Consider the following 22,106-nt stretch of genomic DNA (forward strand, 5'->3'; position numbering starts at 1 on the left):
TAGGTAGGTAGGTAGGTAGGTAGGTAGGTAGGTAGGTAGGTAGGTAGGTAGGTAGGTAGGTAGGTAGGTAGGTAGGTAGGTAGGTAGGTAGGTAGAGATAGATTAGTTAGACTAATTAGGTTAGTTTTCGTTTCAGCTACTTTTAGAGCTAATACTCCTTATTTCTGCTTAACGCCCACTTTCGGCCGATTCAGGGGCATTAGTGCTCTTCATTTCTGCTCAACGCTCACTTTCGGCCGATTCAGGGGCATTAGTGCTCTTCATTTCCGCTCAACGCTCACTTTTAGCAAATTCAGGGGCACTTATGCCCCTCATTTCCGCTCATCGCTCACTTTCGGCCAATTCAGGGGCATTAGTGCTCTTCATTTCCGCTCATCGCTCACTTTCAGCAAATTCAGGGGCACTTATGCCCCTCATTTCCGCTCATCGCTCACTTTCGGCCACTTCAGGGGCACTTATGCCCCTCATTTCCGCTCATCGCTCACTTTCGGCCACTTCAGGGGCACTTATGCCCCTCGCAACATCCATCCAGCCCACTTCCAACCGCACCAAAGGGATTTTTCCCTCTCATTTCCTCATCTAACCCACTTTCCGCCGCATCAGAGGGATTTTCCCCTCTCATTTCCTCTTCCTCCCCCACTCCTCCACAACGCAAAAAAAGCCCCTCCAACCGCCGCATTGTGCAGGTTGGAGGGGCTATCGGTGATCAATTTGTCTCTTCTGGCAAGAATCGCTCCTAGCCTATCTTTTCGCATGGCCCCTTGCCGTCAGGCGTTCGCCGTCATTCCGCCACCGGCTGCCACTTGCCGCCGCCCGGCAGCGGACAGCTGCGGGCCTTCAGCCGGGCCACAACAGGAATGATACAGCCGCAGGCGGTACAGGTTACGCCATCCTGCAGCTTGGGGCAAGCCCCGCAAAGCGCAAGCCGCTCGGCATAGACCTCGTCTGAAGCGGTATTGCCGGGGTTGAACATGGAGGACGCCAGAATGCGGGCAATCTGTGCTTCCGTGACCTTGTACTCCTCCCGGCATCCTTTGCAGGCTGAAGTGGTTGTCATGCGGTTCTCTCCTTAGGCTTGCGGAGTGATGGCCAGTACCGTTACCGACATTGGCGGCAGCTCTACAGTCAGCGTATCCCCTTCAAGCTTGAAGGCGCTGAATGCCTGCGGTGTTACAGCCTCCGGCTGCTCAAAGCTATTGTGGGCATCGATGGAAGCTCCGGCCAGCGTCGTTCCGCTTACGGATGCTTGACCAGCCAATCCGCGCAGGGCAAGCGGTAACACAGCCGATGACGCGTGATTCAGGTTACACAGGCTGACATGAATGATGCCCTCAGCATTGACTGAAGCCGAAGCAGATACTTCAGGAATCTCTACGCCCTCGTAGCTGTATACCGGGCTGTCTACAGTCAGCTCCAGCAGTTCTGCATCCTGATGTACTTTGTACATGTTAAATACATGGTAAGTAGGAGTCAGGAGCATTTTCTCGCCTTCGGTCAGAATAACTGCCTGCAGCACGTTCACGGTCTGGGCAATGTTCGCCATCCGTACACGGTCACTATGCTTGTGGAAAATATTCAGCGTCAAGCCGGCCACCAGCGCATCGCGGATCGTGTTCTGCTGGTAGAGGAAGCCCGGGTTTGTACCCGGCTCAACATCATACCAGGTGCCCCACTCGTCAACGATCAGGCCCACTCTTTTCTCCGGATCGTATTTGTCCATGATGGCGATATGGCGGGTAACCAGCTCATCCATGAATAGTGCCTTCTTCAACGTTGTGAAGTATTCGTCTGTTCCGAAGCCTGTAGCCGCGCCCTTATGATTCCAGTCCGAAGTAGGCAGGGTGTAATAGTGCAGGGTAATTGAATCCATGAAGCGGGTAGCTTCACGCATCAGGACTTCCGTCCAGTTATAATCATCCGCATTCGCCCCGCAGGCGATCCGGTGGATCTTATTGTCACCATAGTTACGTACATACGTCTGATATTGGCGGTACAGATCAGCATAGAACTCAGGACGCATGTTACCGCCACAGCCCCAGTTCTCGTTGCCCACGCCGAAATACTTAACGCTCCAGGCATCTTCCTGGCCGTTCTTCTGACGCAGCTCAGCCATTGGCGAGACTCCATTAAACGTCAGATATTCCACCCACTCGGACATCTCTTGAACAGTTCCGCTACCTACGTTACCGTTGATGTACGGCTCGCAGCCCAGCATCTCGCAGAGGAGCATGAATTCATGCGTACCGAAATGGTTGTTCTCTACCGCGCCGCCCCAGTGTGTGTTGATCATCCGCTTGCGCTCTTCGCTCGGGCCGATACCGTCCTTCCAGTGGTATTCATCGGCGAAGCAGCCGCCCGGCCAGCGCAATACCGGAATTTTCATTTCTTTAAGCGCTTCCACTACGTCGTTGCGGATACCCTTGGTGTTCGGAATAGGGGAATCTTCGCCCACCCAGATACCTTCATAGATACAGCGTCCAAGATGCTCAGCGAAATGTCCGTAGATGTTGCGGTCAATCTTACCTTTGCGGATGTCGGTGTTCAGTACAATGCGTTCTGCCATGGGAAGTTAACGCTCCTCTTTAGGTTAATATATTTGTTAATCATTTAACACTTATATTAACATTATAATCAAGCTTCCTCCGGTTCGTCAATCTTTATCTTAACCGCATATCTCTCACTCCCGCATTTCACTTCCCCGCCAAAAATGATATTATGGACACACAAATACAGCATAATTGGAGAGTATGATGATTAGACCTATCAATAAAGATATATCGCTTCTTAGCCAGAAATCTGCGCCGGCCACGGAAAAGGATCTGCCCGTGTTAATGGATCTTGTGGAGACCCTGAACGCCAACTCCGACCGGTGCGTCGGCATGGCTGCGGACATGATTGGCGTCAACAAACGCATCATCGTCATCCGCGTGGAGCAGCAATTAGCCCTTTCGATGATCAATCCGGTGATCGTCAAGCGTGCCCGTCCTTATGACACTGAGGAAGGCTGCCTGTCGCTCGAAGGCGTACGTCCTGCGAAACGATACGACTATATTGAGGTAGAGTACCTCGATTATAATTTTAAAAAGCACCGGGATAGCTTTACCGGATTTACGGCGCAGGTTATCCAGCATGAGGTGGATCACTGCGAAGGTATTGTCATTTGAGCCGGGACCTGAGAGCGATAACCTTCAGCAAAACGGCCGCCGAGCAAATTCTGAGGAATGAGACCGATACCCGTACGCTTTTGTCAGAATATCCGGAGTACAAAGAAGAGGTTCTGCTTGAGATCAATGCCCTATCGAGCCAAAAACGCGCCAACCTGATCCATAATCTGCTCGCCAGCTATACCAGCAGCGCCAAAATAGCGAAGAGCAAAATTTTCAAAAGCGGCTTTAATCAAACCACTATCAACGCTTTTCTTCCTAATATTATTAAAGCCCGCTTTGCCATTTATCTAATCGAACAGCTGCAATTAGCGGTGTCCGCCGAATCAGCCTCCGGGCCTGTCCGGTTCAATCTCTGGGACGGTTATATTCTGCAGAAGCTCCTGTTCAAGGAAAAGCTTGTACGAAAGCCTGTATCGCTCCCCCTGTTCCGGGTATGCTGGAAGCTGATTATCCGCCCCAAAGTGCTGATGCCGCTTGTCAACAAACAAGGGATCTACTGCTTCTATTCCCGTACGTTAATCAAGCGCTTGTCCGCTCTGATCGGAGACAAGGCATGCCTGGAGATCGGTGCGGGTGACGGTACCTTGACGAGATTCCTTAACGATAACGGCACGGCCTGCCAGGCAACCGATGATTATAGCTGGGCGCATTATATCACCTACCCGGAATTTGTGGAAAAAGCCGATGCCAAAGCCGCCCTGAGCAAATACGCTCCTAAGGTTGTACTTTGTTCCTGGCCGGTGCCCGGCAACCCGTACGAGAAGCATGTTTTTAATACGGAATCTGTGGAGCTGTATATTGTAATCGGCACAAGAGATCCGGCGATCACCGGTGACTTCGACGCGTATAATAAGGCTAAGCATTTCAGCATGGAGCTGAATGAGGAATTATCCCGCCTGCTTGTGCCGCCCTCTGAGGATAATGCGGTTTATCTCTTCACACGCAAACGAGACAGTACACACTCACGATAGGTGAGTATTTACTGTCTTGTTTGGTTTGCTGTCTATTTGGGCCTCAGCCCAGATCTCCCAGCTCAATCTGCACGATCCCCCGGTCATCCCGCACCTCGGCGATTCCGCCGATCAGATGCATCAGGCTGCCGAACTCCAGCTCCTGGAACTTGCGTGTCGCCGTATCCCGCTGCAGCTCCCAGAGACATTCGGCCAGCTCGCAGACTACAGGCACATCACAGCGGATCTCCGCCAGCTCGCGGGAGAGATGCAGCATGTCGAGATCCGCTTCAATCTTGGCGCGTACGCCCTTGGGCAGCAGATGCAGGTTCTCAATGACCCCTTCTACCGTGCCGTATTCGGTCAGCAGCTTGGTGGCGGTCTTCTCGCCTATGCCCTTCACGCCCGGATAATTATCGCTGGTGTCGCCCATGAAGCCCTTCAGGTCGATCACCTGCGCAGGAGTGAGGCCCCGTTCTGCCAATAGCTCAGCCGGATCATACACTTTATAGTTAGAGCGGCCTTTTTTCATAATCACGACCTTGACGCTGTCATTCACCAACTGGAGCATGTCGTGATCCCCCGTCAGAATATAGACCTCCGACTCCCCGCTGTAGCACGAAGCCAGTGTACCGATGCAGTCATCTGCCTCGTATCCGACCAGCCCGATATTCGGCACGCCCAGCTCTGCCACAACCTCCTTCACGAGGTCGAACTGCGGGATCAGCTCCAGCGGCGCGTCAATCCGGTTCGATTTGTAGCCTTCGTACTTCTCCGAGCGGAACGTGCCCTTGCCCATATCCCAGCAGCAGACCACATGCGAAGGCTCAAACGTACTCACTGCATCGAAAAAATACTGCAAAAATCCATACACCGCATTCGTCGGCAGTCCGGCGCGGGTCTTGCGGATATATCCACCATAAGAGGTAGCATAAAAAGCGCGGAACAGCAGAGCCATTCCATCGACGATCATGACCCGGCCCTTCATTTCTGTTGCTGTGCTCATGTGTAACCTCTCCTTGTATTCCTTAATTTAGGCGTTGCTCCAAGCTTCGGCGTACTGGTCTTCCTTGTAGCCTACAGTAACCTTCTTGCCGTCAGTGACTACCGGACGCTTAATCAGCATTCCATGTGCAGACAGCAGTGCAAGCTGCTCGTCTTCGCTTAAGTCTGCAAGCTTATCCTTCAGGCCAAGCTCCCGGTAGACCTCACCACTCGTATTAAAAAACTTCTTCAGCGGCAGGCCGCTGTGCTTCACCAGCATGCGCAGCTCCTCCACAGTTGGCGGCTGCTCTGCGATATGCTGCAGCTCCAGCTCATGCCCCGCTTCCTTCAGCCATTTCACTGCGCTGCGGCAGGTGCTGCATTTCGGATATTGATACACCTTCAAGTCACTCATCAGCTTCTCCTTCTATATATAAAATATAAAGTGCATATAAATTGCTGCCCGCTGCGGCAGCTGACAGCTGCGGCCAGAACATGTCCAGCGCTTACTTACCGCGCCGACTGCCGAAGCTTCTCCTGCAGCAGCGCCATATCCGGCGGCAGCGGAGCCTCGAACACCAGCTCGGCATGCGTCACCGGATGCCGGAAGGCCAGCCGCACCGCATGCAGCGCCTGGCGCGGAATGGCCGCGTCCAGCTCCGCGATCTGCGCGAGCCGGGCGGCTTCGTCCGGCGACAGCGCCGCGCCGTCTGCGGTCACCGCCAGCTCTTGCACCTGTTGCTCCTCGCCGTCTGCGGTCACCGCCAGCTCTTCACCCGGCGCCGACGCCGACCGCTCTCGCCGCTCCTCGCCCGGCGCTGACGCCTCCGCCCGGCCGCCAGCCGCCTGCCCATACAGCGGGTGACGGTACATCCCGTCACCGATCAGCGGGCAGCCGACCGACCCCATATGCACCCGGATCTGGTGGGTGCGCCCGCTCTCCAGCTTCAGCTCGACGCGTGAAGCGGCGCTGCCATAGACCTCCTTGACCTCATACCGGGTCAAGGAGGGATAGCCATCCGGCGTCACAATCCGCCGGTGCGGCTCCAGCGGGTCGCGGTCGATCGGACCGTCGATATCGCCGCTGGGCAGAGCAGGCACGCCGTGCACGAACGCGGTATACCGCTTGTCCACCGTTCCGGCAATCATCTGCTCGGAGATGTGCTGGTGGCTGTAAGGGTTTTTGGCAATCACCAGCACCCCGGAGGTCTCCTGGTCCAGCCTGTGTACGGGGCGGAAGCGGACCCGCTCGCCCTTCTCTGCCCAGTAATGAACCACACCATTCGCCAGGGTCTCGGTATAATGGCCGTGGGTCGGATGGACAATCATTCCTGCGGCCTTGCTTACCACAAGCAGATGCCCGTCCTCATACAGAATCTCGAAGGGAATCGGCTGCGGCAAAATATCCTCTGACGTCTCCTCCTCCATCCGGATCTGGACCTGATCGCCGCTGCTGACCTTGACGCTGATATAGACACGCTCTCCGTTCAGGGTAATGCCGAGGTCCGTCATTTTGAGCCGGGAGAGCAGCTTGCGGGAGACTTCCATCCTCTTTTGCAGGATGGTTTTGAGCAGCCAGCCGTCCTCGGACGGCGGCACGATATAGGAGATGGGGGGATAATAGCTGGTCATTTGTTCCGGAACACCTTTTTGCTGCGCAGATATTCTACTTCAGCAATCTCCAGCCGGGTATTGGCGGCACGGGCCAGAGCGAAGAAATAGTCGGACAGCCGGTTCAGATAGATTACCGCCTCCGGGTTAATCTCAGCACTGCGGCCCAGCGTCACTGCCCGGCGCTCGGCCCGGCGGCACACCGTCCGGCAGACGTGCAGCACCGAGGACAGCTGGCTTCCGCCGGGCAGGATGAAGCGCTCCAGCACCGGATTCTCGGCCTGAAGCGCATCGATCCAGCCTTCCAGGCGGGTGGCCATCTCGCTTTTCACCTTATAGCGGTTCTCACTCAGCTTCACGAACGCCAGATCCGATCCGCAGTCAAACAGCTCGTGCTGAATCTCCAGCAGCTGCTCGCGGACATCTAGAAACCGCTCGTCTTCCATCAGGCTCCGTGCCTGGCCAACGAAGCAGTTCAGCTCGTCAATGGTGCCGTAAGCCTCGACGCGGACATCGTCCTTGCCTACCCGGCCGCCAATAACCGAGGTCTCGCCCTTATCCCCCGTACGCGTATAGATCGCCATGATACTTCCCTCCTAAGTTGCAAATCACATAATAACAGTGTAATCGTTCTTAGGTAGGGTGGCAAACAAAGATCAACTTTTCCGCTATGTAAATAACTCCCTTAAGAGGAAGCCTTAATTGTCCTTCTGTTCAACCTGCCTCAAGGCTTACGAAAGGTAATGCAATACATCAGGCCCTTGCACACTTCCTTGTACTCTACCTCCAGCATCTCCGGCGGAATCAGCCCAAGCATCTCCGGCATGTCCGCTCCCTCTGCAAAATATCCCTTAACCACTGGCACCTTCCCGTACGTTCCCTTCACCAGCTTCTGCGTTTCATCGGCAATCATCAGCCTTGTGCCCGGCTTCGCCACCCGGATCATCTCCAGTACCGCAGCATGCGGATCGCTGAAACAGTTGATTCCGCCGACATGGTACACGCAGTCAAAGCTGTTGTCCTGAAAAGGCAGCCTCTCAGCAGTCCCTTGGAACAGATGTGCCTCCAGCTTCCACCGCCGCAGATTGCGCACCGCCTGCTTCAGCATTCCGCTGGAAATATCCAGCCCGTACAGCTCGGACTGCGCGTTCTCGGCCTTCATGTTAAGGTACGGGAAATTATCGCCGCTGCCCACCGAGGTCTCCAGCACACGCTGACCGCCGCGCAGCTCAAGCGCAGACAGGAACTGCTCTCTATAGCTGCGTTCTCCGCCGAACTTCAGCGCGAAATACAGCTTGTTGGACAGCCGGTAGAAACGGGCAATCCGGTTGTACAGCTCCAGGTACTTCCGGTTACTGCCTGCGGCATCCGCTTCCTCCATAAAAGCCAAATACCCGTGCTTCCACGGATATTGCCGTCCATTCGCCGGATTGACCGCCCCCGTACCCTCCAGCTTAAGCTCTTCATATGTATTCGGGTCCCTCAACAGCTGATCATGCAGCATGAATATCTTCCTCTTTCCTTACACTGTACAGTTCCAGCCCGTACTCAGTGATGTTCGTGAATATTCATTATATGCCTACAATTGGAAGCGGACATCAGCCCCGGGTCTGCCGCCGTCTCCGCCTTTGGTCGTACCCCACGGACTTAGATATACGACATTTTTTTATTTTTTTCGACAAAAAGTAACAACAAAATCAGCTCTCCAGCCGATGATATTCAATATAAGTATAAATAGCTTCACTATATAATGGGGGGATTCACATGGCTAATGTTGTTCACAAGGCAATTTCCAGGCTCCGGTTCAAAAGCATACGTATGAGAACATTTGCATTCATCCTGCCCATCTTTCTGATCACGCTGGTGCTGGTCGCTCTGTTGTCGTACATGTATTCCAAAAGCATTATCCAGCGCGAGGTTAAGCAAAAAATGAATGTGCAGATATCGGATATTTCTAACGAAATTAATGCGAACTTAAATGTGCACAGCAAGGTTCCCGAGGTTCTGGCAAGGACGCTGGAGAGTCACGCTGCGGAATTCACACTGGATCAATACCGGACGATGCTGTCTAGTGCGCTGAAGGCCAATCCGGATACATATGGTGTGGGCATTTATTTTGAACCCGGACGGTATGACAGCAAGCTGAAGTACTTCTCCACCTATGCCCACCGAGACGGCGACAAAATTGTGACAACCGAGCAGTACAATGACCCCGATTATAATTATCACGGGCAGAACTGGTACACTATCGGCAGAGACCATGCAGCGTTTACAGATCCATTCTACGACACGATTACAGGGACAACGATGGCTACGTTTACTGTTCCTTTCCGGGATACCACGAATACCTTGCTGGGTGTCATGGCCGGCGATATCGATCTCAAGACGCTGCAGAGCAGGATCGAACAGACCAAGGTGGGGAATACAGGCTGGGCCTTTCTGCTGGACAAGCAGGGGAATTACATTGCCGGACCGGATGCCGAGAAGAATATGCAGCTGAAAATAACAGATGAAAAAAGCGCAAGTCTGTCCGCAGCGGGAGCAGAAATGCTTCAGCAGAATCAGGGGATGGTAAACTATGCCGATTCCGGCGGGACCATCCAGATGTATTATGAAAAGCTGCCGGATACCGGCTGGACCGTGGGTCTTGCCATGCCGGAACAGGAACTGTATGCGCCGCTTAAAGGGCTGCTAAGGTCTATTCTGCTGGTTAGCTTTGCAGGTCTTATCCTGACGGTAGCAGCCGTATATCTATACAGCCGCTATATTACCCGTAAGCTGACTCGGGTCAATGAGATGTCCCGGCAGATGGCTGCCGGAGACTTCACCGGGAAGCTGGAGGTAGACAGTGAGGATGAATTCGGCAATATGGCCGGGCATTTGAACCAGATGATTACCAATCTGAGCAGACTCCTGGGGACCATTGCCGATCACTCGCTGCAAGTCGCCTCGACCTCGGAGGAATTAATGTCTAGCGCCAACCAGACCAATCACACCACAGAGGCTATTGTGGAGAATATTCAGGATCTCTCAGCCGGAGCAGATCAGCAGATGCAGTCCACCCGCGAGTCTGCAAGAGCGATGGAGGAGATGGCCGCCGGTGTGCAGCGGATCGCGGAGGCCTCGATGGACACCGCAGTAGCGGCTGGGCGGGCGGCAGGCCAGGCGCAGAACGGGTATTCCGTCATTACGGAGGCCGTGGACCGGATGGAAGAGATGGAGCGGACCGCCGCAGAGGCTTCCAGCATGATTACCTCTCTTAGCGCACAATCCCAGCAGATCGGCAACATCATTGGTCTGATCAAAGGCATCAGCGATCAGACCGGCATGCTGGCCTTAAACGCGGCGATTGAGGCTGCCAGAGCGGGCGAATACGGGCGGGGCTTCTCCGTGGTTGCCGGTGAGGTGAAGAAGCTGTCCGAGCAGACAGCCGAAGCCGCCGGGCATATCAGCACCCTGATTCTTGAGATCCAGCAGGGCAACCGTGCCGCATCCGATGCGGTGCTGGCGAATGCCGGTGCCGTTCAGGAAGGCTCGCGGATGGTAGGCGAGGCCGGGCGTCTGTTCACGGATATTCTCGGCGGCATCGGCGAGATTAACACCCAGGTTCATGAGATGTCTGCTTCCTCCGAGCAGCTGCTGGCCGGAACCGAGGAACTAACCTCCTCGGTGGCGGAGATGGCAGAAGTGGCCAGGCAGGCCGCAGAGCGTTCCCAGAGCGCTGCCGCGGCCTCCGAGGAGCAGCTCGCCTCCATGGAGGAGGTAGCCGCAGCCTCTACCGAGCTGGCGAAGATGGCCGATGGGCTACAGCAGGCAGTGGCCACGTTCAAGGTAAACTAACATGCATGTATAACCCCCTGACAGGTCCCTTTGGACTGGCGCAGGGGGTTATTTATATAGATTCGCTCCCCTCACTCCCCTTCAAAAAAGCCACCAGCTCGCGGTTGACCCGCTCCGGCTGCTCATGATTCACGCCGTGACCGGCGTCCGGGATGACCGTATAGCGGAACCCGCCAGCGTCCAGTGTTCTGTTGAACTCCCGCTTCTGCTTCAGCTTATAATCTCCCAGCAGGAAGTATAGCTGATCTTGGAACGTAACCGCTTTCTCTTGTTCGTAGGGCTGAAGCTTATGGGCGAACATCGCCTGCTGGTTATGATTCTGCATTAACAGCACCAGATGCTCCCCGACTTCGGGATGCTTGTCGAACAGGCCTGAGGCCGGGGAGCTGAGCTTGCGGGCTGCCCTGAGCAGATTGCTGCGCGTAGGAACAAGAATCTCCGGGAACATCATCATCAGCGTATGTATCATGCTTTTAATTGGAGCTGTGACCATTCCTCCCTCCATGCAGACAGCCCTCAGCACTCTTCCCGGCCCGTTCACCGTGTAATTGAAGGCCATATATGCTCCGTTCGACACTCCTGCCACACAGAATTGGTCAAGCTTCAGCCCATCTGCGACCTTGTTAATCCAATCCACCTGGTCAAAGGTCCGTTTATGGAACAGCTCACCTGGAACACTCTTCCCCGGTCCTCCCAGCGTATCTATCGCAATGCAGCGGAAATGCCGGGACAACTCCTTCATATTCAGCAGCCACATCACGGCCGAATTATCGCCTACCCCGTGTAATAGGAGCAAGGGCGGTGACTCCGGCTCTCCCGCTGTTATACAATGAGTTGTCCCATAAGGGGTCTCCACATCAAGCTCCTGAAATTCCGTCCCCCACGCGTCAAGAAGCTCGTTATAGGACCTTAGAACCTGTTCTTTGCCGGCCTCGCTTTTAAATACCTTGATCATTTTCATACTCCACCTTCCGGTACTTCATTATTCAAAAAAAACGGACATCTCCCCAAAGGAAGACATCCGCTTGATATAATCGTGCCGTATTAATTGCTCTTGCGGTGGCGGCCTCTCATATACTCATTAATCTTGAGATCCAGCAAGCTGCTGATTGCTATTACATTATCCGAGGTAAAGGACTTCTCCTGCATAAAGAGCTGTTCCATTCTGCTGCGGAGCATCTGAATTTCATCTTCCAGCGAGAGCCTGCGTGCATTCGCATCTTCTCTGGCAGGAGGTCGCCCGCTTCCGGAGCCACATTTCCCGCCAAAGGAGGATAAGTAATAATCTGCGCTCAGCACAATCACCCTTCCTGATAAAAGTATTGCGCGTCATCCAGATAAGAACTGTGTGGTTCTATGCAACCAGATATGAAGCGCCTTTATTCCCGGAATAAGAGGTCCATGTAAGTGTATTACAGGTGTTTCTTGTCCTTAGAGTAAAATAATACCATATCAGAAGGTGATCGGCTATAGTTCTATTTACTTCTTTGTCGAGCCTTGTCAGGCCCCTTCCCGGGCCAGCTGTGAGACAAATGCCCCAATTCGCTCAACCGCTTCATTCAACTGGGACACCGAGGTGGCATAGGAGCAGCGCAGATAGCCTTCTCCGCCCAGACCGAAGACACTTCCCGGAACGGCGGCGACCTTATATTCAAGCAGCAGACGCTGGGCGAACTGGTCGGAGGTCAGGCCGGTGGCCTGGATACTAGGGAATGCATAGAAGGCACCCTGCGGCTCATGACACTCAAGTCCCGCCTCCCGCAACCCCTTGACAATCAATCGGCGGCGCTGGTTATAAGAGTCTGTCATGCGGTCCTTCTCTTCCATTCCGTTGGTAAGGGCCTCCAGCGCAGCCACCTGACCCATCGAAGGCGCACACATGACGGTATACTGGTGAATCTTCAGCATGGCTGAGATCAGGTCCGGGTGACCGCAGGCATAGCCCATCCGCCAGCCGGTCATGGCGAAGGCCTTGGAGAACCCGCTGACCAGGATCGTCCGGTCAAGCATCCCCGGCAGCGAAGCGAAGCTGACATGGTTGCTTCCATACGTAAGCTCGGCATATATCTCATCCGAGATGACGATAAGATCATGCTTTTCTACCACCTTGGCAATCGGCTCCCAATCTTCACGGCTCATGATGGCACCCGTCGGATTGCTTGGATAGCAGAGAATCAGAATCTTCGAGCGCGGGGTAATCTTGGCCTCCAGATCCTCGGCCGTCAGCTTGAAGTTATTCTTCCCGAAGGTCTCAATGCCTACCGGAATACCGCCGCCGATAGCCGTAATCGGAGAATAAGAGATGTAACAGGGCTCGGGTATCAGAATCTCGTCTCCTGGAGAGATCAGGGCACGCAGAGCCAAATCAATGGCCTCGCTGCCGCCGACTGTGGCGATAATCTGATTCGCCGGATCATACTTCACGGCGAAGCGGGTCTCCAGATACTCGGCAATCCCCTCGCGGAGCTCGGGCATTCCGGCATTGGAGGTGTAACCGGTGAAGCCTCGTTCGAGCGAATAGACGCAGGCCTCTCTCACATGCCAGGGCGTCTTGAAGTCCGGCTCGCCGACACCGAGCGAGATAATATCCTTGCTGCCTGCCGCCAGATCAAAAAACTTGCGGATGCCCGAAGGCTGAATCTGCTGGACCAGCGGGGCCAAATAAGAGTTCATCGACTTGCCTTTATCTCCTGTGTGCTGAGCGTTATTAATGATCATGACATTACATCCTTCACGGAGATATCATCAGACGGTTGTCTTCCTCATGCTCTTCAAAGATGATACCGTCCTGTTTGTATTTTTTGAGCGTAAAGTTCGTCTTGGTAGAGAGCACAGCATCAATCGGTGACAGCTTCTCAGACACAAAATTAGCGACCTCGCGCAGATTGCGTCCTTCCACTTCCACCAGCAGATCGTAAGCGCCGGACATCAGATAGACGGATTTAACCTGCGGATACAGATAGATCCGTTCGGCAATGCCCTCGAAGCCGCGGCCCCGTTCCGGCGTAATCTGCACCTCGATCAGCGCCGTCACCCGTTCATCATCGACTTTGTCCCAATTGACCACCGTCGCGTATTTCACAATGACATGATCCTGCTCCATTTCAGCGATCACGGTCTTCACATCTTCTTCCTCCGCACCAAGCAGGGTCGCCATTAATGCCGTTGAGCTTCGCGCGTCCTCCTTGAGCAGTTCCAGCACTTTCCTCTTCAATTCATTCATTCTCAGGGCCTCCTGCAAAAAAGAGTTTAGTATTAATATGACATGAAAAGTGCCGTTCTGCAAACAAAATAACCCCGCCGAGGCGGGGCTATTTGACTTCATTCCCTTTATAGTTTCTCCTGCATGGCTGGGTAAGCGCTCTAATGCTTCACAGGGCCATCGCCAGGGTTACATATAATAGGAACCGTTATGATGCTGCTGGACGTTCGGCTGGTGCTGCGAAACATTCGAATGCTGGTTATACGCTCCTGCCCCGCCTGTTTTCTCACGCACGAACTGCTGCAGCTTCTGCTGGGTCTGCTGGGCACTCTGAATCTGCTTGTCCACATCCTGGCGCAGCGCTTTGCCCGGAGGGGTGTACATGTTCATTTGCGACATCTGCATGTACAATTCCCCCTGAATTCTGAGGGTATCCATAGTCAGATCATTGAATACCCGTCTGACGGCGGGACAATTCGATTCTGTAGCTGCTGTGGTGTACTCGCGGACAGTCCGCTTCAGATCAGCCAAAATTGTGTTCAGTAAATCTTCATCCGCCATAAACGGTGTTCCATTCTGTGCGTACACAGTAAAACCTCCTTCAAAGTTTGTGGGTTCTGTTATTGCGGCTGTGTCGGTGCGTACTGCTGATGCTGATGGAGCAGCTGGACCAGCATATCCATGTGATGGGTATGACTCTGAATCTGCTGGATGCAGATCCCCTGCACGGCAGAGTTCTGAGTGGTTCCGGCTGTAGCCGCGAGCTGCTTAATCAGCAAATCCTCATTGGAAATGGAATCGGCAATGTATTCCAATTCTTTTCCGCTAAGTGCCTGCATTTGGTTAGATTGCATGTTCGGTAGTCCCTCCTTCTGGTTGTTCAAGCGTTCCTTAGTATGCTTCCGGAGAAGGCTGTTTATGTGCCCGAAGGTACATTAAGCAAGCTCACATATGATGAATAATCCTTAAGGTCTTGACGCATGAGACTCTTCAATAGTGCAAATAATACTACTCTGAATGACATAAAGGAGCGAACAGATCTATGAAACTCGTCAGCGGGCAACTGCCCTGGGAACACACACTGCCTGAGCCTCCGGTATATCCGGTGCTTGAGGAAGATATAACCTGCGACTGTCTCATTGTAGGCGGCGGGATGGGCGGAGCGATGATGTCTTACCGCATGTCCCTCAGTGGAGCAGATACCGTTCTTATCGATAAAAGAACGATCGGTACCGGAAGCTCCCACGCCAATACGGGACTGCTGCAGATCGCCAATGACAAGTCGCTGACAGCTTGCATGAATACTTTTGGGGAAGAGAATGGCGTGTTGTTCTACAAGCTGTGCCAGCAGGCCATGCGTGCGATTCTTGACCTGCCCGGCAAGCTGGACATCGATCCGCAGATCATTGAACGCACCAGTCTGCTCTATGCCAGCGTCCCGGAAGATGTGGATATGCTGAAGCAGGAGAATGAGAATCTGATCAAGCACGGCTTCGACTCGGAGTTCTGGGAGGCGGAGAAGATCCGCGCCCATTACGCCTTCTCCAAACCAGGTGCGCTGTATTCCAAAGGAGATGCGGAAACCAATCCGCTGCGGACGGTACACAGCCTGATTCATAAAGCGCACTCCGGCGGGGTAAGGGTCTATGAGCATACCGAAGCCCTTCATTATGAGTACAATCCAGACGGCGTAATCTGTCATACCGGACAGGGGCGGATTGTTGCAAAGAAAGTCGTCTTTGCTATGGGGTACGAGACCCAGGAGATGAAGAAGGACCGGGGAGCAGAGCTGATCAACACCTATGCTATTATGACCGAGCCTTTGCCACATCTTCCAAAATGGCATGAGCAGAGCCTGCTCTGGGAAACGGCCCGGCCTTATCTGTATTTCCGGACTACTCCTGAAGGCCGGATTATCGCCGGCGGCAAGGATGAGCAGCTTACCAGCGTGGAGCGGCGTGAGGTAAGGGTCCTCTCCCAGTGTGAGCGTCTGGTCGAGGAGCTTACGGCCCTGTTCCCGGAACTTCAAGGAATCAAGGCCGAATATTCCTGGGGAGCGGTCTTCGGCTCCACCCGTGACGGACTGCCTTATATGGGGCCGCACCCGGAATTCCCGCATTGCTACTTCATTGAAGGCTATGGCGGAAACGGCACGGTCTACAGCATGATTGCCGCCGAGCTGCTTGCCGATACGCTGGCCGGCAAAAGCCGTCCGGAGCTGGAGCTGTTCTCGCTGACCCGGTCGGCCAAGCCTGCGCCCTCCCCGGCGATACAGCCTTAGAGCTGCAACACAGAAAGGGATGCCCGCATAGCCTGATGGCTGCGGAGCATCCCTTTTACATGAGAACAATATAGGATAATAGCTTATTGCGCTTTTACAAATTCAGCCGACTTAATCCCTGCCTGACGTCCGAAGATAATAATCTCGGCTACCGAGTTACCGCCGATACGGTTCTCACCGTGCAGCCCGCCGACCACTTCTCCTGCCGCGAACAGGCCCGTAATCGCCTTGCCGTCTTTGTTCAAGACCTCAGTATTGGTGTTGATCACCACTCCGCCCATCGTATAGTGAATTCCAGGGCCGATCTGAATCGCATAATACGGAGCACCGGACAGATCATTATCCATACCGGTTGTTCTGCCGAACTCGGCATCCGACTTACTTTTCACCGCACTGTTCCATGTTTCCACGGTGGTCTTAAGTGCAGCGGCTGGAACCTTCATTTGATCCGCCAGTGCCTCGATGGTATCTGCGGTCTTGACTACACCCATCTTGATGTATTGATCTACCGCCTTGACACGGGATTTCACTCCGGCGTCGAACACGAGATAAGCGGATTTCTCAGGAAGTGTATTAATTGAAGCCGTCACCTTGTCACGGGTATCCATCTCATTGCCGAAGCGCTTGCCCTCAGCAGATACAAGAATAGCCCCTTCTCCCCGGACCGCTTCACCGATCAGGTAGGATTTCTCCTGCTGTACAGTCGGGTGAACCTGAATCTGATCCAGGTCTACGGTAGTTCCGCCGACCTTCTCAATCATGGCAATGCCGTCGCCGGTGCTGCCAATCTGGTTGGTCGTTACCAGTCCTTGCAGATCCGGGCGAACCTTGGCAATCAGTTCCTTGTTGGCACCGAAGCCCCCGGTGGTTACGATAACTGCTGCTGCGCTGATCGTTTTGTCATCGGCCTGGTTGAACAGCACCTTCACGCCGTTCACCTTACCATCCTGTACCGTAAGCTCCTTCACATCCGCATTGACGAACAGCGGAATTCCCTGCTCCTGAACATTGCGGACAAGTCCTGCTACAAGATATTGTCCCACGGCCGAGCCGTCCTCCGGACGATGGGTACGCTTCTCCTTCATACCGCCGGTAATTGTAATATTGTTCAGGCGGATTCCGATGGAATCGAGCCAGTCAATGGCACCTGCGGATTGATCCACGAAGAAGTGCAGCAGCTCCTTATTGTTCGTATCATGTCCGCCCTTAAGGGTCTCTTCATAGAACAGTTCGTTGCTGTCTTCGATGCCCTGCTCCTTCTGGAACTTGGTCTGCGAGGCATTCATCCCTGAGGAGGATTTGGTCGTATTGCCGCCGGCAACCGGCATTTTCTCTAAGATAACCGGGTTCATGCCGGCTGCTTTGGCTTCCAGCGCAGCAGACATTCCAGCACCGCCCGCGCCGACGATGACGATATCATATTTATCCTTTAACTGATCGTACGGAGTATAGCTCGCTTCGGATGCTCCCGACACGGCTTCTGCCTTCTCTGTAGGTACAGTGGTTGCTGCCGGCTCTGTGGCCGCGCTGCCCGCTTCCTTGCTCTCATTCTTGTTGCTGCCCGCATTGTTGTTTCCGCAGCCTGCAATTACCAGCATCACGGAGAGAATGAGGATAAGCGCCGCTGTTAATCTCTTATTCATGTGAGTTGTGCCCCCTTGTGCATATTTTCACAATTATCATAGCGCCAAAGAAGCGGTTTGTGGAACCTTCCGTAAATTATTAAAGAGTTTTGTAACTAAAGTAAGCGGGTATGCGGACCTTAAATGTTCACACACCCTCCTCCTCCTTCACCTCATAAGGCACATCCACGATAAAATGTGCTCCCGGCCCGCAGCCGGCGGCAAGCTCAAGATGACCCCCCAGTTTGTCTACACTTTTCTTCACCAGATATAGGCCGATTCCCCGCTGTTCACCCTTGGAGGAGTAGCCCTGAACGAAGATCTTATCCCCCAGACCCGCCGGAATTCCCGGACCGTTGTCGCTAACCTCGCATAGCAGCCGCCCCTCTTCATATTGAAAAGCAAGCTCCACCCGCTTCACGGGTTGCTCACAGAGCTCCCCCAGCGCCTCCAGGGCATTATCCAGCAGATTGCCGGCAATCGTAATCAGCTCATGAATCACCTGCGGATCAGCCGGCTCCGGCAGATAGCTGTCTCCGGTCAGCAGCAGCTCCATCCCCGCTTCGCGTGCCCGGCTCAGCTTCCCCAGCAGAAATCCGGCCAGCACCGGATCCTTGATCTGTCTTGTGATCGACCCGATCTCCTTCTGGTAATTGCTTACCGTTCCCAGAATATATTGCTGCAGCTCATCATACAGACCCATATGCGTCATGCCCATAATGACATGCAGCTTGTTCATGAACTCATGGGCACCGGAGCGCAGCGCTTCTGCATAGACCGAGACTCCCGACAGCTTCTCTGCCAGCACAGCCAGTTCGGTTTCATCCCGGAAGGTAGCAATCGCGCCAACGATGTTCCCGTTCACCCGGACTGGCAGGCTGTTCACCAAAAGAGAGCTGTCTCCCAGCTCCAGCTCCCGGTCCTGTATCCCCTCTCCCTCAGCCAATACCTGCTCAAGACCCAGCTCCGGCCAATACTCGGCAATCTGCCGGTTCATGGCGCTCCCGCCAATCCCCGCTGCCCGCAGAAGCCGCTGTGCTTCCATATTAAGGATGGTAATCCGCGCCTCCTGATCTACGGCAATAATTCCCTCACGCGTGGATTCCAGCATCGCACTGCGTTCCTGGAGCAGCTTGGAGATGTCCTCCGGCTCCATCCCGAACACCATCCGCTTGATCCGGGCCGCCAGAATGAATGCTCCTCCCGCTCCAAGCAAGGCTCCCGAGACCAGAATCGCAATAATCGTCCACTCATTCATCAGGACCAGCCGCTCGACCCGCTCCAGGGACAGACCGGCAATGACCACACCCACCTGATGCCCCCTGTTGTTATAGACTGGCACGAAGCCGCGCAGGGATCTGCCGAGCGGACCAGCCCCTTCGGAGATGCTCTCCCCTCCGCGCAGCGATATCTCCTGGCCGCCTCCCGCAAAGGGCAGACCGACCAGCGAAGCATCCGGATGAGAATAGCGGATTCCCTTCATATCTGTCACGACCACGAACATAATATCATTGCGGCGGGCGATCCTTGAGGTGTAGTCCTGAATCTCCTTGCTGTTGCCCTCACTGAGTCCCTCAGAGACCAGCGGAATCAGGGCGATGGTACGGGCAATCGTAATCGCCTTATCCTCCAGTGCCTGCCGGGTCTGCGGAATAATCTGATTCCGGAAAATAAAATATAAAATCAGCAGTACCAGCAGGACAACGGCAGACACCATGACGGCAATCATTGTGCGCAGACTGTAGCTTTTTTTCCTGGCCACTGGTGCGAAGACCTCCCTTCATGTCCCATATTCCTATACCATTCGAACTATATTATTTGAACTAGAATTTGTAAAGCTACTCCAGAGTGATTGTTTCTGGGGATGAAACTATGCAGCAAGCCCAGCCGTTCTGCCGGAGACAGGAGGGCTGGGCTTGCTGGAATGAACTTTTCACAACTCTTGTATAGACAAATAGATGATAGCTTACTGCTTCTTGGCCTGTTCCAGCGCCTGGGTCACCGCTTCAATAATTCCGCCGCTGGAGCCGGAAGCCCCGGAGAGGGCGTCTACGCCTTCTGTGGTTTGCTTTTCAATAATTTCAGGAATCGTATTCTCTACAGCCGCATCGATCATCGCCTGCGTCTCCTTATGCTCCTGTACGGTGATGGCGTCGATCTTCTCATCTTTGATCTCTACCGCCACTTTAATATCACTCTTAACCCCTTTGCCTGTTCCATCATATGTCCCGTCCACATACTTGCCGGAAGATGATGAGCATCCAGCTGTTAGTACTGTTGCAGCCGCGAGGGCAGAGAACAGCAAGGTTTTTGTCCACTTGTGCATGAATAATTCCTCCTTCTGAAAGTTCCTATTTCTTAAGTGCCTTCACAGCTTCATCCGCTGCGATCCGCCCGAAGGTAGTGATGTCTGCCAGTGCATTACCGCCCAGACGGTTCGCGCCGTGTACTCCGCCGGTTACTTCGCCCGCAGCATACAGCCCGGCAATGACCTGATCCTTGGTATCCAGCACCTGAGCCTGGGTGTTAATTGCTACTCCGCCCATGGTATGGTGGATTCCCGGTGTTACCTGAATTGCATAATATTTACCCTTTTCAAAAGACAGCTTAAGATCAGGCCGTTCAAACTCTGTATCCTTGCCGGAAGCAACGAAGCCATTATACGTTTTCAGTGTATCCGCAAGCGCTTTGCCATCTACACCAATCTGTGCCGCCAATTCTTCAGGTGTTGCCGCTTCTTTGACCAAATCCATTCCAAAGTAAACCTCAGTTGCCTTCAGGTTCGCACGCAGCTCATCATTGAAGATCAGGTAAGCTACTTTACCGGATTGGGCCAGAATATTCTGGGACACGACATCGCGGGTCAGCAGTTCATTCGTGAATCGCTTGCCTTCGCTATTGACCAGAATCGCACCGTCTCCGCGTACCCCTTCCGTGATCAGCACGCCTTGATTCGGAATGGTGGTCGGATGAATCTGAATCTCCTTCATGTCTACAAGCTTGGCACCAATCTTCTCTGCCATCGTTGTACCATCTCCGGTTGCGCCCGGGTGGTTAGTGGTAGAGAACCCTTCCAGCTTCGGCTGGTACCCCTTGATCATGTCCATGTTAGCTCCAAAACCGCCAGCCGCCAGGATAACGGAATTCGCACTAATCGTGTACTGCTTGCCATCCTTATCCGTCACCTTCACTCCGGTAACCACGCCGTCCTTGTTCTTGACGATCTCATCGGCAGTCGTCCGCAGGCGCACATCAATCTTGTACTCCTCCAGCTTCTTCTTCAGCGCGACTACGATGAAATTCCCTGCCGCTTCCCCGCCTGCCGGACGGTGAATCCGGTTCACGCTTGCCCCGCCTGCGCGTCCCACTTCAGACAGCTCGGCTCCATTCTCCTTCAGCCACTCCACCGAAGCCGCCGCACCGTTCGTAAGTGTTCTGACCAGATCCGGGTTGTTCAGGTTCTTGCCGCCCTTCATGGTATCCTCGAAATGCAGCTCCGGACTGTCTGTAATGCCAGCCGCTGCCTGATAAGGTGTTCCTGCCGCATTCAATCCGCCTTCCGCACGGACGGTGTTGCCTCCAAGCATAGGCATTTTTTCGATCAATATCACTTTGGCTCCCTGATTATGCGCTTCAATGGCAGCAGTCATTCCCGCGCCGCCGCCGCCGATAATAACAATGTCCGTAGACTCCCCTTTGGTGCTGTTACATGCAGGTAATACCACCAGACTTGCCAGCAGCAACCCCTTGCCCAGCAGACTTCCCCATCTCTTTCTGTTCATTCAGTTCTCCTCCAATTGTTATTGTGCATATTTTCACAATCATCATAACCTGAAGGAGCCCTGACAAGAATATTTAGTAATTAAAGAAATGATAAAGTAAATAAAGGTAGTGAATTTGCTTGAATGTGTTTATAGATTTATAATTGGAGCTTATACAACCGTATCACTAGGAGGAACAGAAACTATGGAAAAAAGCGAAAAATATTGGCTGGCCGGTGCTGTTCTGGCAGCAGCCGGTGTCTCCCTGATGAGCTACACCGCGAGCCGCTATACTTCATTCAAAAGAGTAGTTACCCGAACCATCCATCTGGACGATATCGCCGCTCTGGAAATTACCCGCCTATCTTCTGTTCCCGGTGAACAGAAGGATATTGTGCTTACTGAGCCGGAAGCGATTAAGCGGATCTACGATGATTTCTCCAGCGTCCGCCTGATGAAATCCGCCCGCAATGTGAGCACAGACAACAAGTACAGCTATTACATTACCATCGTCCAGGCCGACCGGAAGCAGCGGTTCGACATTATTTTGAAGGGCAAGCATCACATGATTATCTACGACAATGACATGAACAACCCGCACCTGGTAGCCTATAAAATCATTAACGAGTTCAGTCCGCTCGCTCTGCAGCAGGCCTTCGATTGATTCTGCGCGCGCTTATGTACGGCA

Annotated in this window: 22 protein-coding genes; 5 read left to right on the top strand and 17 right to left on the bottom strand. The window is 53.7% G+C overall.

What is annotated here, in order from left to right; all coding sequences use genetic code 11:
• Window positions 1-781 precede the first annotated feature (781 nt).
• Both J2Z70_RS27165 and J2Z70_RS27170 read right to left on the bottom strand, forming a co-directional pair.
• Window positions 782-1,057 carry a DUF6171 family protein gene (locus J2Z70_RS27165; protein ID WP_036722478.1) on the bottom strand — a complete coding sequence of 92 codons (276 nt, stop codon included), beginning with the start codon at window positions 1,055-1,057 and terminating at the stop codon, window positions 782-784.
• Between the two features lie 12 nt (window positions 1,058-1,069).
• Entirely contained in the window at window positions 1,070-2,563 is a 1,494-nt protein-coding gene (locus J2Z70_RS27170) for an alpha-N-arabinofuranosidase (protein WP_209878336.1), read from the bottom strand.
• A gap of 187 nt (window positions 2,564-2,750) precedes the next feature.
• Here J2Z70_RS27170 and J2Z70_RS27175 point away from each other — a divergent pair, with 187 nt between their 5' ends.
• A complete protein-coding gene (locus J2Z70_RS27175; RefSeq protein WP_209878338.1) occupies window positions 2,751-3,164 on the top strand; it encodes a peptide deformylase in 414 nt (137 codons plus the stop codon).
• A complete protein-coding gene (locus tag J2Z70_RS27180; protein ID WP_209878340.1) occupies window positions 3,161-4,138 on the top strand; it encodes a hypothetical protein in 978 nt (325 codons plus the stop codon). Before J2Z70_RS27175 ends, J2Z70_RS27180 begins: the two co-directional genes overlap by 4 nt.
• A gap of 43 nt (window positions 4,139-4,181) precedes the next feature.
• Here J2Z70_RS27180 and J2Z70_RS27185 read toward each other — a convergent pair whose 3' ends face one another.
• From J2Z70_RS27185 to J2Z70_RS27205, 5 genes are all read right to left on the bottom strand, one after another.
• Window positions 4,182-5,123 carry a 5'-3' exonuclease gene (locus J2Z70_RS27185; RefSeq protein WP_209878342.1) on the bottom strand — a complete coding sequence of 314 codons (942 nt, stop codon included), beginning with the start codon at window positions 5,121-5,123 and terminating at the stop codon, window positions 4,182-4,184.
• Window positions 5,124-5,150: 27 nt separating this feature from the next.
• On the bottom strand, window positions 5,151-5,516 hold the full coding sequence (locus tag J2Z70_RS27190) for an arsenate reductase family protein (protein WP_209878343.1): 366 nt from the start codon (window positions 5,514-5,516) through the stop codon (window positions 5,151-5,153).
• A 95-nt stretch (window positions 5,517-5,611) separates the two neighbouring features.
• The gene (locus J2Z70_RS27195) at window positions 5,612-6,733 is read right to left on the bottom strand and encodes an RluA family pseudouridine synthase (RefSeq protein ID WP_209878345.1); all 1,122 of its coding nucleotides are present in this window, start codon (window positions 6,731-6,733) and stop codon (window positions 5,612-5,614) included.
• Window positions 6,730-7,296 carry a cob(I)yrinic acid a,c-diamide adenosyltransferase gene (locus J2Z70_RS27200; protein WP_036696754.1) on the bottom strand — a complete coding sequence of 189 codons (567 nt, stop codon included), beginning with the start codon at window positions 7,294-7,296 and terminating at the stop codon, window positions 6,730-6,732. The genes J2Z70_RS27195 and J2Z70_RS27200 overlap by 4 nt, the downstream gene beginning before the upstream one ends.
• 140 nt (window positions 7,297-7,436) lie before the next feature.
• Window positions 7,437-8,216: a class I SAM-dependent methyltransferase gene (locus tag J2Z70_RS27205; protein WP_209878347.1), complete on the bottom strand. Its 780-nt coding sequence runs from the start codon at window positions 8,214-8,216 to the stop codon at window positions 7,437-7,439.
• Between the two features lie 314 nt (window positions 8,217-8,530).
• Between J2Z70_RS27205 and J2Z70_RS27210 the strand changes: the two genes are divergently transcribed.
• Window positions 8,531-10,552 carry a methyl-accepting chemotaxis protein gene (locus J2Z70_RS27210; protein WP_245368547.1) on the top strand — a complete coding sequence of 674 codons (2,022 nt, stop codon included), beginning with the start codon at window positions 8,531-8,533 and terminating at the stop codon, window positions 10,550-10,552.
• A gap of 52 nt (window positions 10,553-10,604) precedes the next feature.
• On the opposite strand, the gene J2Z70_RS27215 is transcribed toward J2Z70_RS27210, so the two are convergent.
• From J2Z70_RS27215 to J2Z70_RS27240, 6 genes are all read right to left on the bottom strand, one after another.
• Window positions 10,605-11,507, bottom strand: coding sequence for an alpha/beta fold hydrolase (locus J2Z70_RS27215; protein WP_209878351.1), 903 nt, complete (start codon window positions 11,505-11,507; stop codon window positions 10,605-10,607).
• Between the two features lie 89 nt (window positions 11,508-11,596).
• A complete protein-coding gene (locus tag J2Z70_RS33490) occupies window positions 11,597-11,851 on the bottom strand; it encodes an aspartyl-phosphate phosphatase Spo0E family protein (RefSeq protein ID WP_051477788.1) in 255 nt (84 codons plus the stop codon).
• 201 nt (window positions 11,852-12,052) lie between these two features.
• Window positions 12,053-13,270, bottom strand: coding sequence for an aminotransferase class I/II-fold pyridoxal phosphate-dependent enzyme (locus J2Z70_RS27225; protein WP_036696744.1), 1,218 nt, complete (start codon window positions 13,268-13,270; stop codon window positions 12,053-12,055).
• A 13-nt stretch (window positions 13,271-13,283) separates the two neighbouring features.
• Window positions 13,284-13,775: an Lrp/AsnC family transcriptional regulator gene (locus J2Z70_RS27230; protein WP_036696743.1), complete on the bottom strand. Its 492-nt coding sequence runs from the start codon at window positions 13,773-13,775 to the stop codon at window positions 13,284-13,286.
• Window positions 13,776-13,943: 168 nt separating this feature from the next.
• A complete protein-coding gene (locus J2Z70_RS27235) occupies window positions 13,944-14,342 on the bottom strand; it encodes a spore coat protein (protein ID WP_209878353.1) in 399 nt (132 codons plus the stop codon).
• Between the two features lie 32 nt (window positions 14,343-14,374).
• Window positions 14,375-14,608 carry a hypothetical protein gene (locus J2Z70_RS27240; RefSeq protein WP_209878355.1) on the bottom strand — a complete coding sequence of 78 codons (234 nt, stop codon included), beginning with the start codon at window positions 14,606-14,608 and terminating at the stop codon, window positions 14,375-14,377.
• Between the two features lie 188 nt (window positions 14,609-14,796).
• Between J2Z70_RS27240 and J2Z70_RS27245 the strand changes: the two genes are divergently transcribed.
• Window positions 14,797-16,035, top strand: coding sequence for an NAD(P)/FAD-dependent oxidoreductase (locus tag J2Z70_RS27245; protein WP_209878357.1), 1,239 nt, complete (start codon window positions 14,797-14,799; stop codon window positions 16,033-16,035).
• A gap of 83 nt (window positions 16,036-16,118) precedes the next feature.
• Here the strand turns inward: J2Z70_RS27245 and J2Z70_RS27250 are convergent, their stop codons facing one another.
• The 4 genes from J2Z70_RS27250 to J2Z70_RS27265 all read right to left on the bottom strand — a co-directional run bounded on the left by J2Z70_RS27250 (window position 16,119) and on the right by J2Z70_RS27265 (window position 21,439).
• Window positions 16,119-17,678: a flavocytochrome c gene (locus J2Z70_RS27250; protein ID WP_209878359.1), complete on the bottom strand. Its 1,560-nt coding sequence runs from the start codon at window positions 17,676-17,678 to the stop codon at window positions 16,119-16,121.
• Between the two features lie 127 nt (window positions 17,679-17,805).
• Window positions 17,806-19,419 carry a DcuS/MalK family sensor histidine kinase gene (gene dcuS / locus J2Z70_RS27255; RefSeq protein WP_209878361.1) on the bottom strand — a complete coding sequence of 538 codons (1,614 nt, stop codon included), beginning with the start codon at window positions 19,417-19,419 and terminating at the stop codon, window positions 17,806-17,808.
• 204 nt (window positions 19,420-19,623) lie between these two features.
• Window positions 19,624-19,983 (bottom strand): FMN-binding protein, encoded by a 360-nt coding sequence (locus J2Z70_RS27260; RefSeq protein WP_036722498.1) that lies wholly within the window; start codon window positions 19,981-19,983, stop codon window positions 19,624-19,626.
• A 25-nt stretch (window positions 19,984-20,008) separates the two neighbouring features.
• Window positions 20,009-21,439, bottom strand: coding sequence for a flavocytochrome c (locus tag J2Z70_RS27265; RefSeq protein ID WP_036722500.1), 1,431 nt, complete (start codon window positions 21,437-21,439; stop codon window positions 20,009-20,011).
• A 184-nt stretch (window positions 21,440-21,623) separates the two neighbouring features.
• Between J2Z70_RS27265 and J2Z70_RS27270 the strand changes: the two genes are divergently transcribed.
• Complete coding sequence (locus J2Z70_RS27270) at window positions 21,624-22,082, top strand: hypothetical protein (RefSeq protein ID WP_209878363.1); 459 nt, start codon at window positions 21,624-21,626, stop codon at window positions 22,080-22,082.
• Window positions 22,083-22,106: the final 24 nt, after the last annotated feature.

The sequence above is a fragment of the Paenibacillus silagei genome (assembly GCF_017874735.1).
GTDB classification, from domain to species: domain Bacteria; phylum Bacillota; class Bacilli; order Paenibacillales; family Paenibacillaceae; genus Paenibacillus_AQ; species Paenibacillus_AQ silagei.

Coding starts and splice junctions, on each gene's coding strand:
- J2Z70_RS27165 (WP_036722478.1), bottom strand. CDS start 1,057: ATGACAACCACTTCAGCCTGCAAAGGATGCCGGGAGGAGTACAAGGTC.
- J2Z70_RS27170 (WP_209878336.1), bottom strand. CDS start 2,563: ATGGCAGAACGCATTGTACTGAACACCGACATCCGCAAAGGTAAGATT.
- J2Z70_RS27175 (WP_209878338.1), top strand. CDS start 2,751: ATGATTAGACCTATCAATAAAGATATATCGCTTCTTAGCCAGAAATCT.
- J2Z70_RS27185 (WP_209878342.1), bottom strand. CDS start 5,123: ATGAGCACAGCAACAGAAATGAAGGGCCGGGTCATGATCGTCGATGGA.
- J2Z70_RS27190 (WP_209878343.1), bottom strand. CDS start 5,516: ATGAGTGACTTGAAGGTGTATCAATATCCGAAATGCAGCACCTGCCGC.
- J2Z70_RS27195 (WP_209878345.1), bottom strand. CDS start 6,733: ATGACCAGCTATTATCCCCCCATCTCCTATATCGTGCCGCCGTCCGAG.
- J2Z70_RS27200 (WP_036696754.1), bottom strand. CDS start 7,296: ATGGCGATCTATACGCGTACGGGGGATAAGGGCGAGACCTCGGTTATT.
- J2Z70_RS27205 (WP_209878347.1), bottom strand. CDS start 8,216: ATGCTGCATGATCAGCTGTTGAGGGACCCGAATACATATGAAGAGCTT.
- J2Z70_RS27210 (WP_245368547.1), top strand. CDS start 8,531: ATGAGAACATTTGCATTCATCCTGCCCATCTTTCTGATCACGCTGGTG.
- J2Z70_RS27215 (WP_209878351.1), bottom strand. CDS start 11,507: ATGATCAAGGTATTTAAAAGCGAGGCCGGCAAAGAACAGGTTCTAAGG.
- J2Z70_RS27225 (WP_036696744.1), bottom strand. CDS start 13,270: ATGATCATTAATAACGCTCAGCACACAGGAGATAAAGGCAAGTCGATG.
- J2Z70_RS27230 (WP_036696743.1), bottom strand. CDS start 13,775: ATGAATGAATTGAAGAGGAAAGTGCTGGAACTGCTCAAGGAGGACGCG.
- J2Z70_RS27240 (WP_209878355.1), bottom strand. CDS start 14,608: ATGCAATCTAACCAAATGCAGGCACTTAGCGGAAAAGAATTGGAATAC.
- J2Z70_RS27245 (WP_209878357.1), top strand. CDS start 14,797: ATGAAACTCGTCAGCGGGCAACTGCCCTGGGAACACACACTGCCTGAG.
- J2Z70_RS27250 (WP_209878359.1), bottom strand. CDS start 17,678: ATGAATAAGAGATTAACAGCGGCGCTTATCCTCATTCTCTCCGTGATG.
- J2Z70_RS27260 (WP_036722498.1), bottom strand. CDS start 19,983: ATGCACAAGTGGACAAAAACCTTGCTGTTCTCTGCCCTCGCGGCTGCA.
- J2Z70_RS27265 (WP_036722500.1), bottom strand. CDS start 21,439: ATGAACAGAAAGAGATGGGGAAGTCTGCTGGGCAAGGGGTTGCTGCTG.
- J2Z70_RS27270 (WP_209878363.1), top strand. CDS start 21,624: ATGGAAAAAAGCGAAAAATATTGGCTGGCCGGTGCTGTTCTGGCAGCA.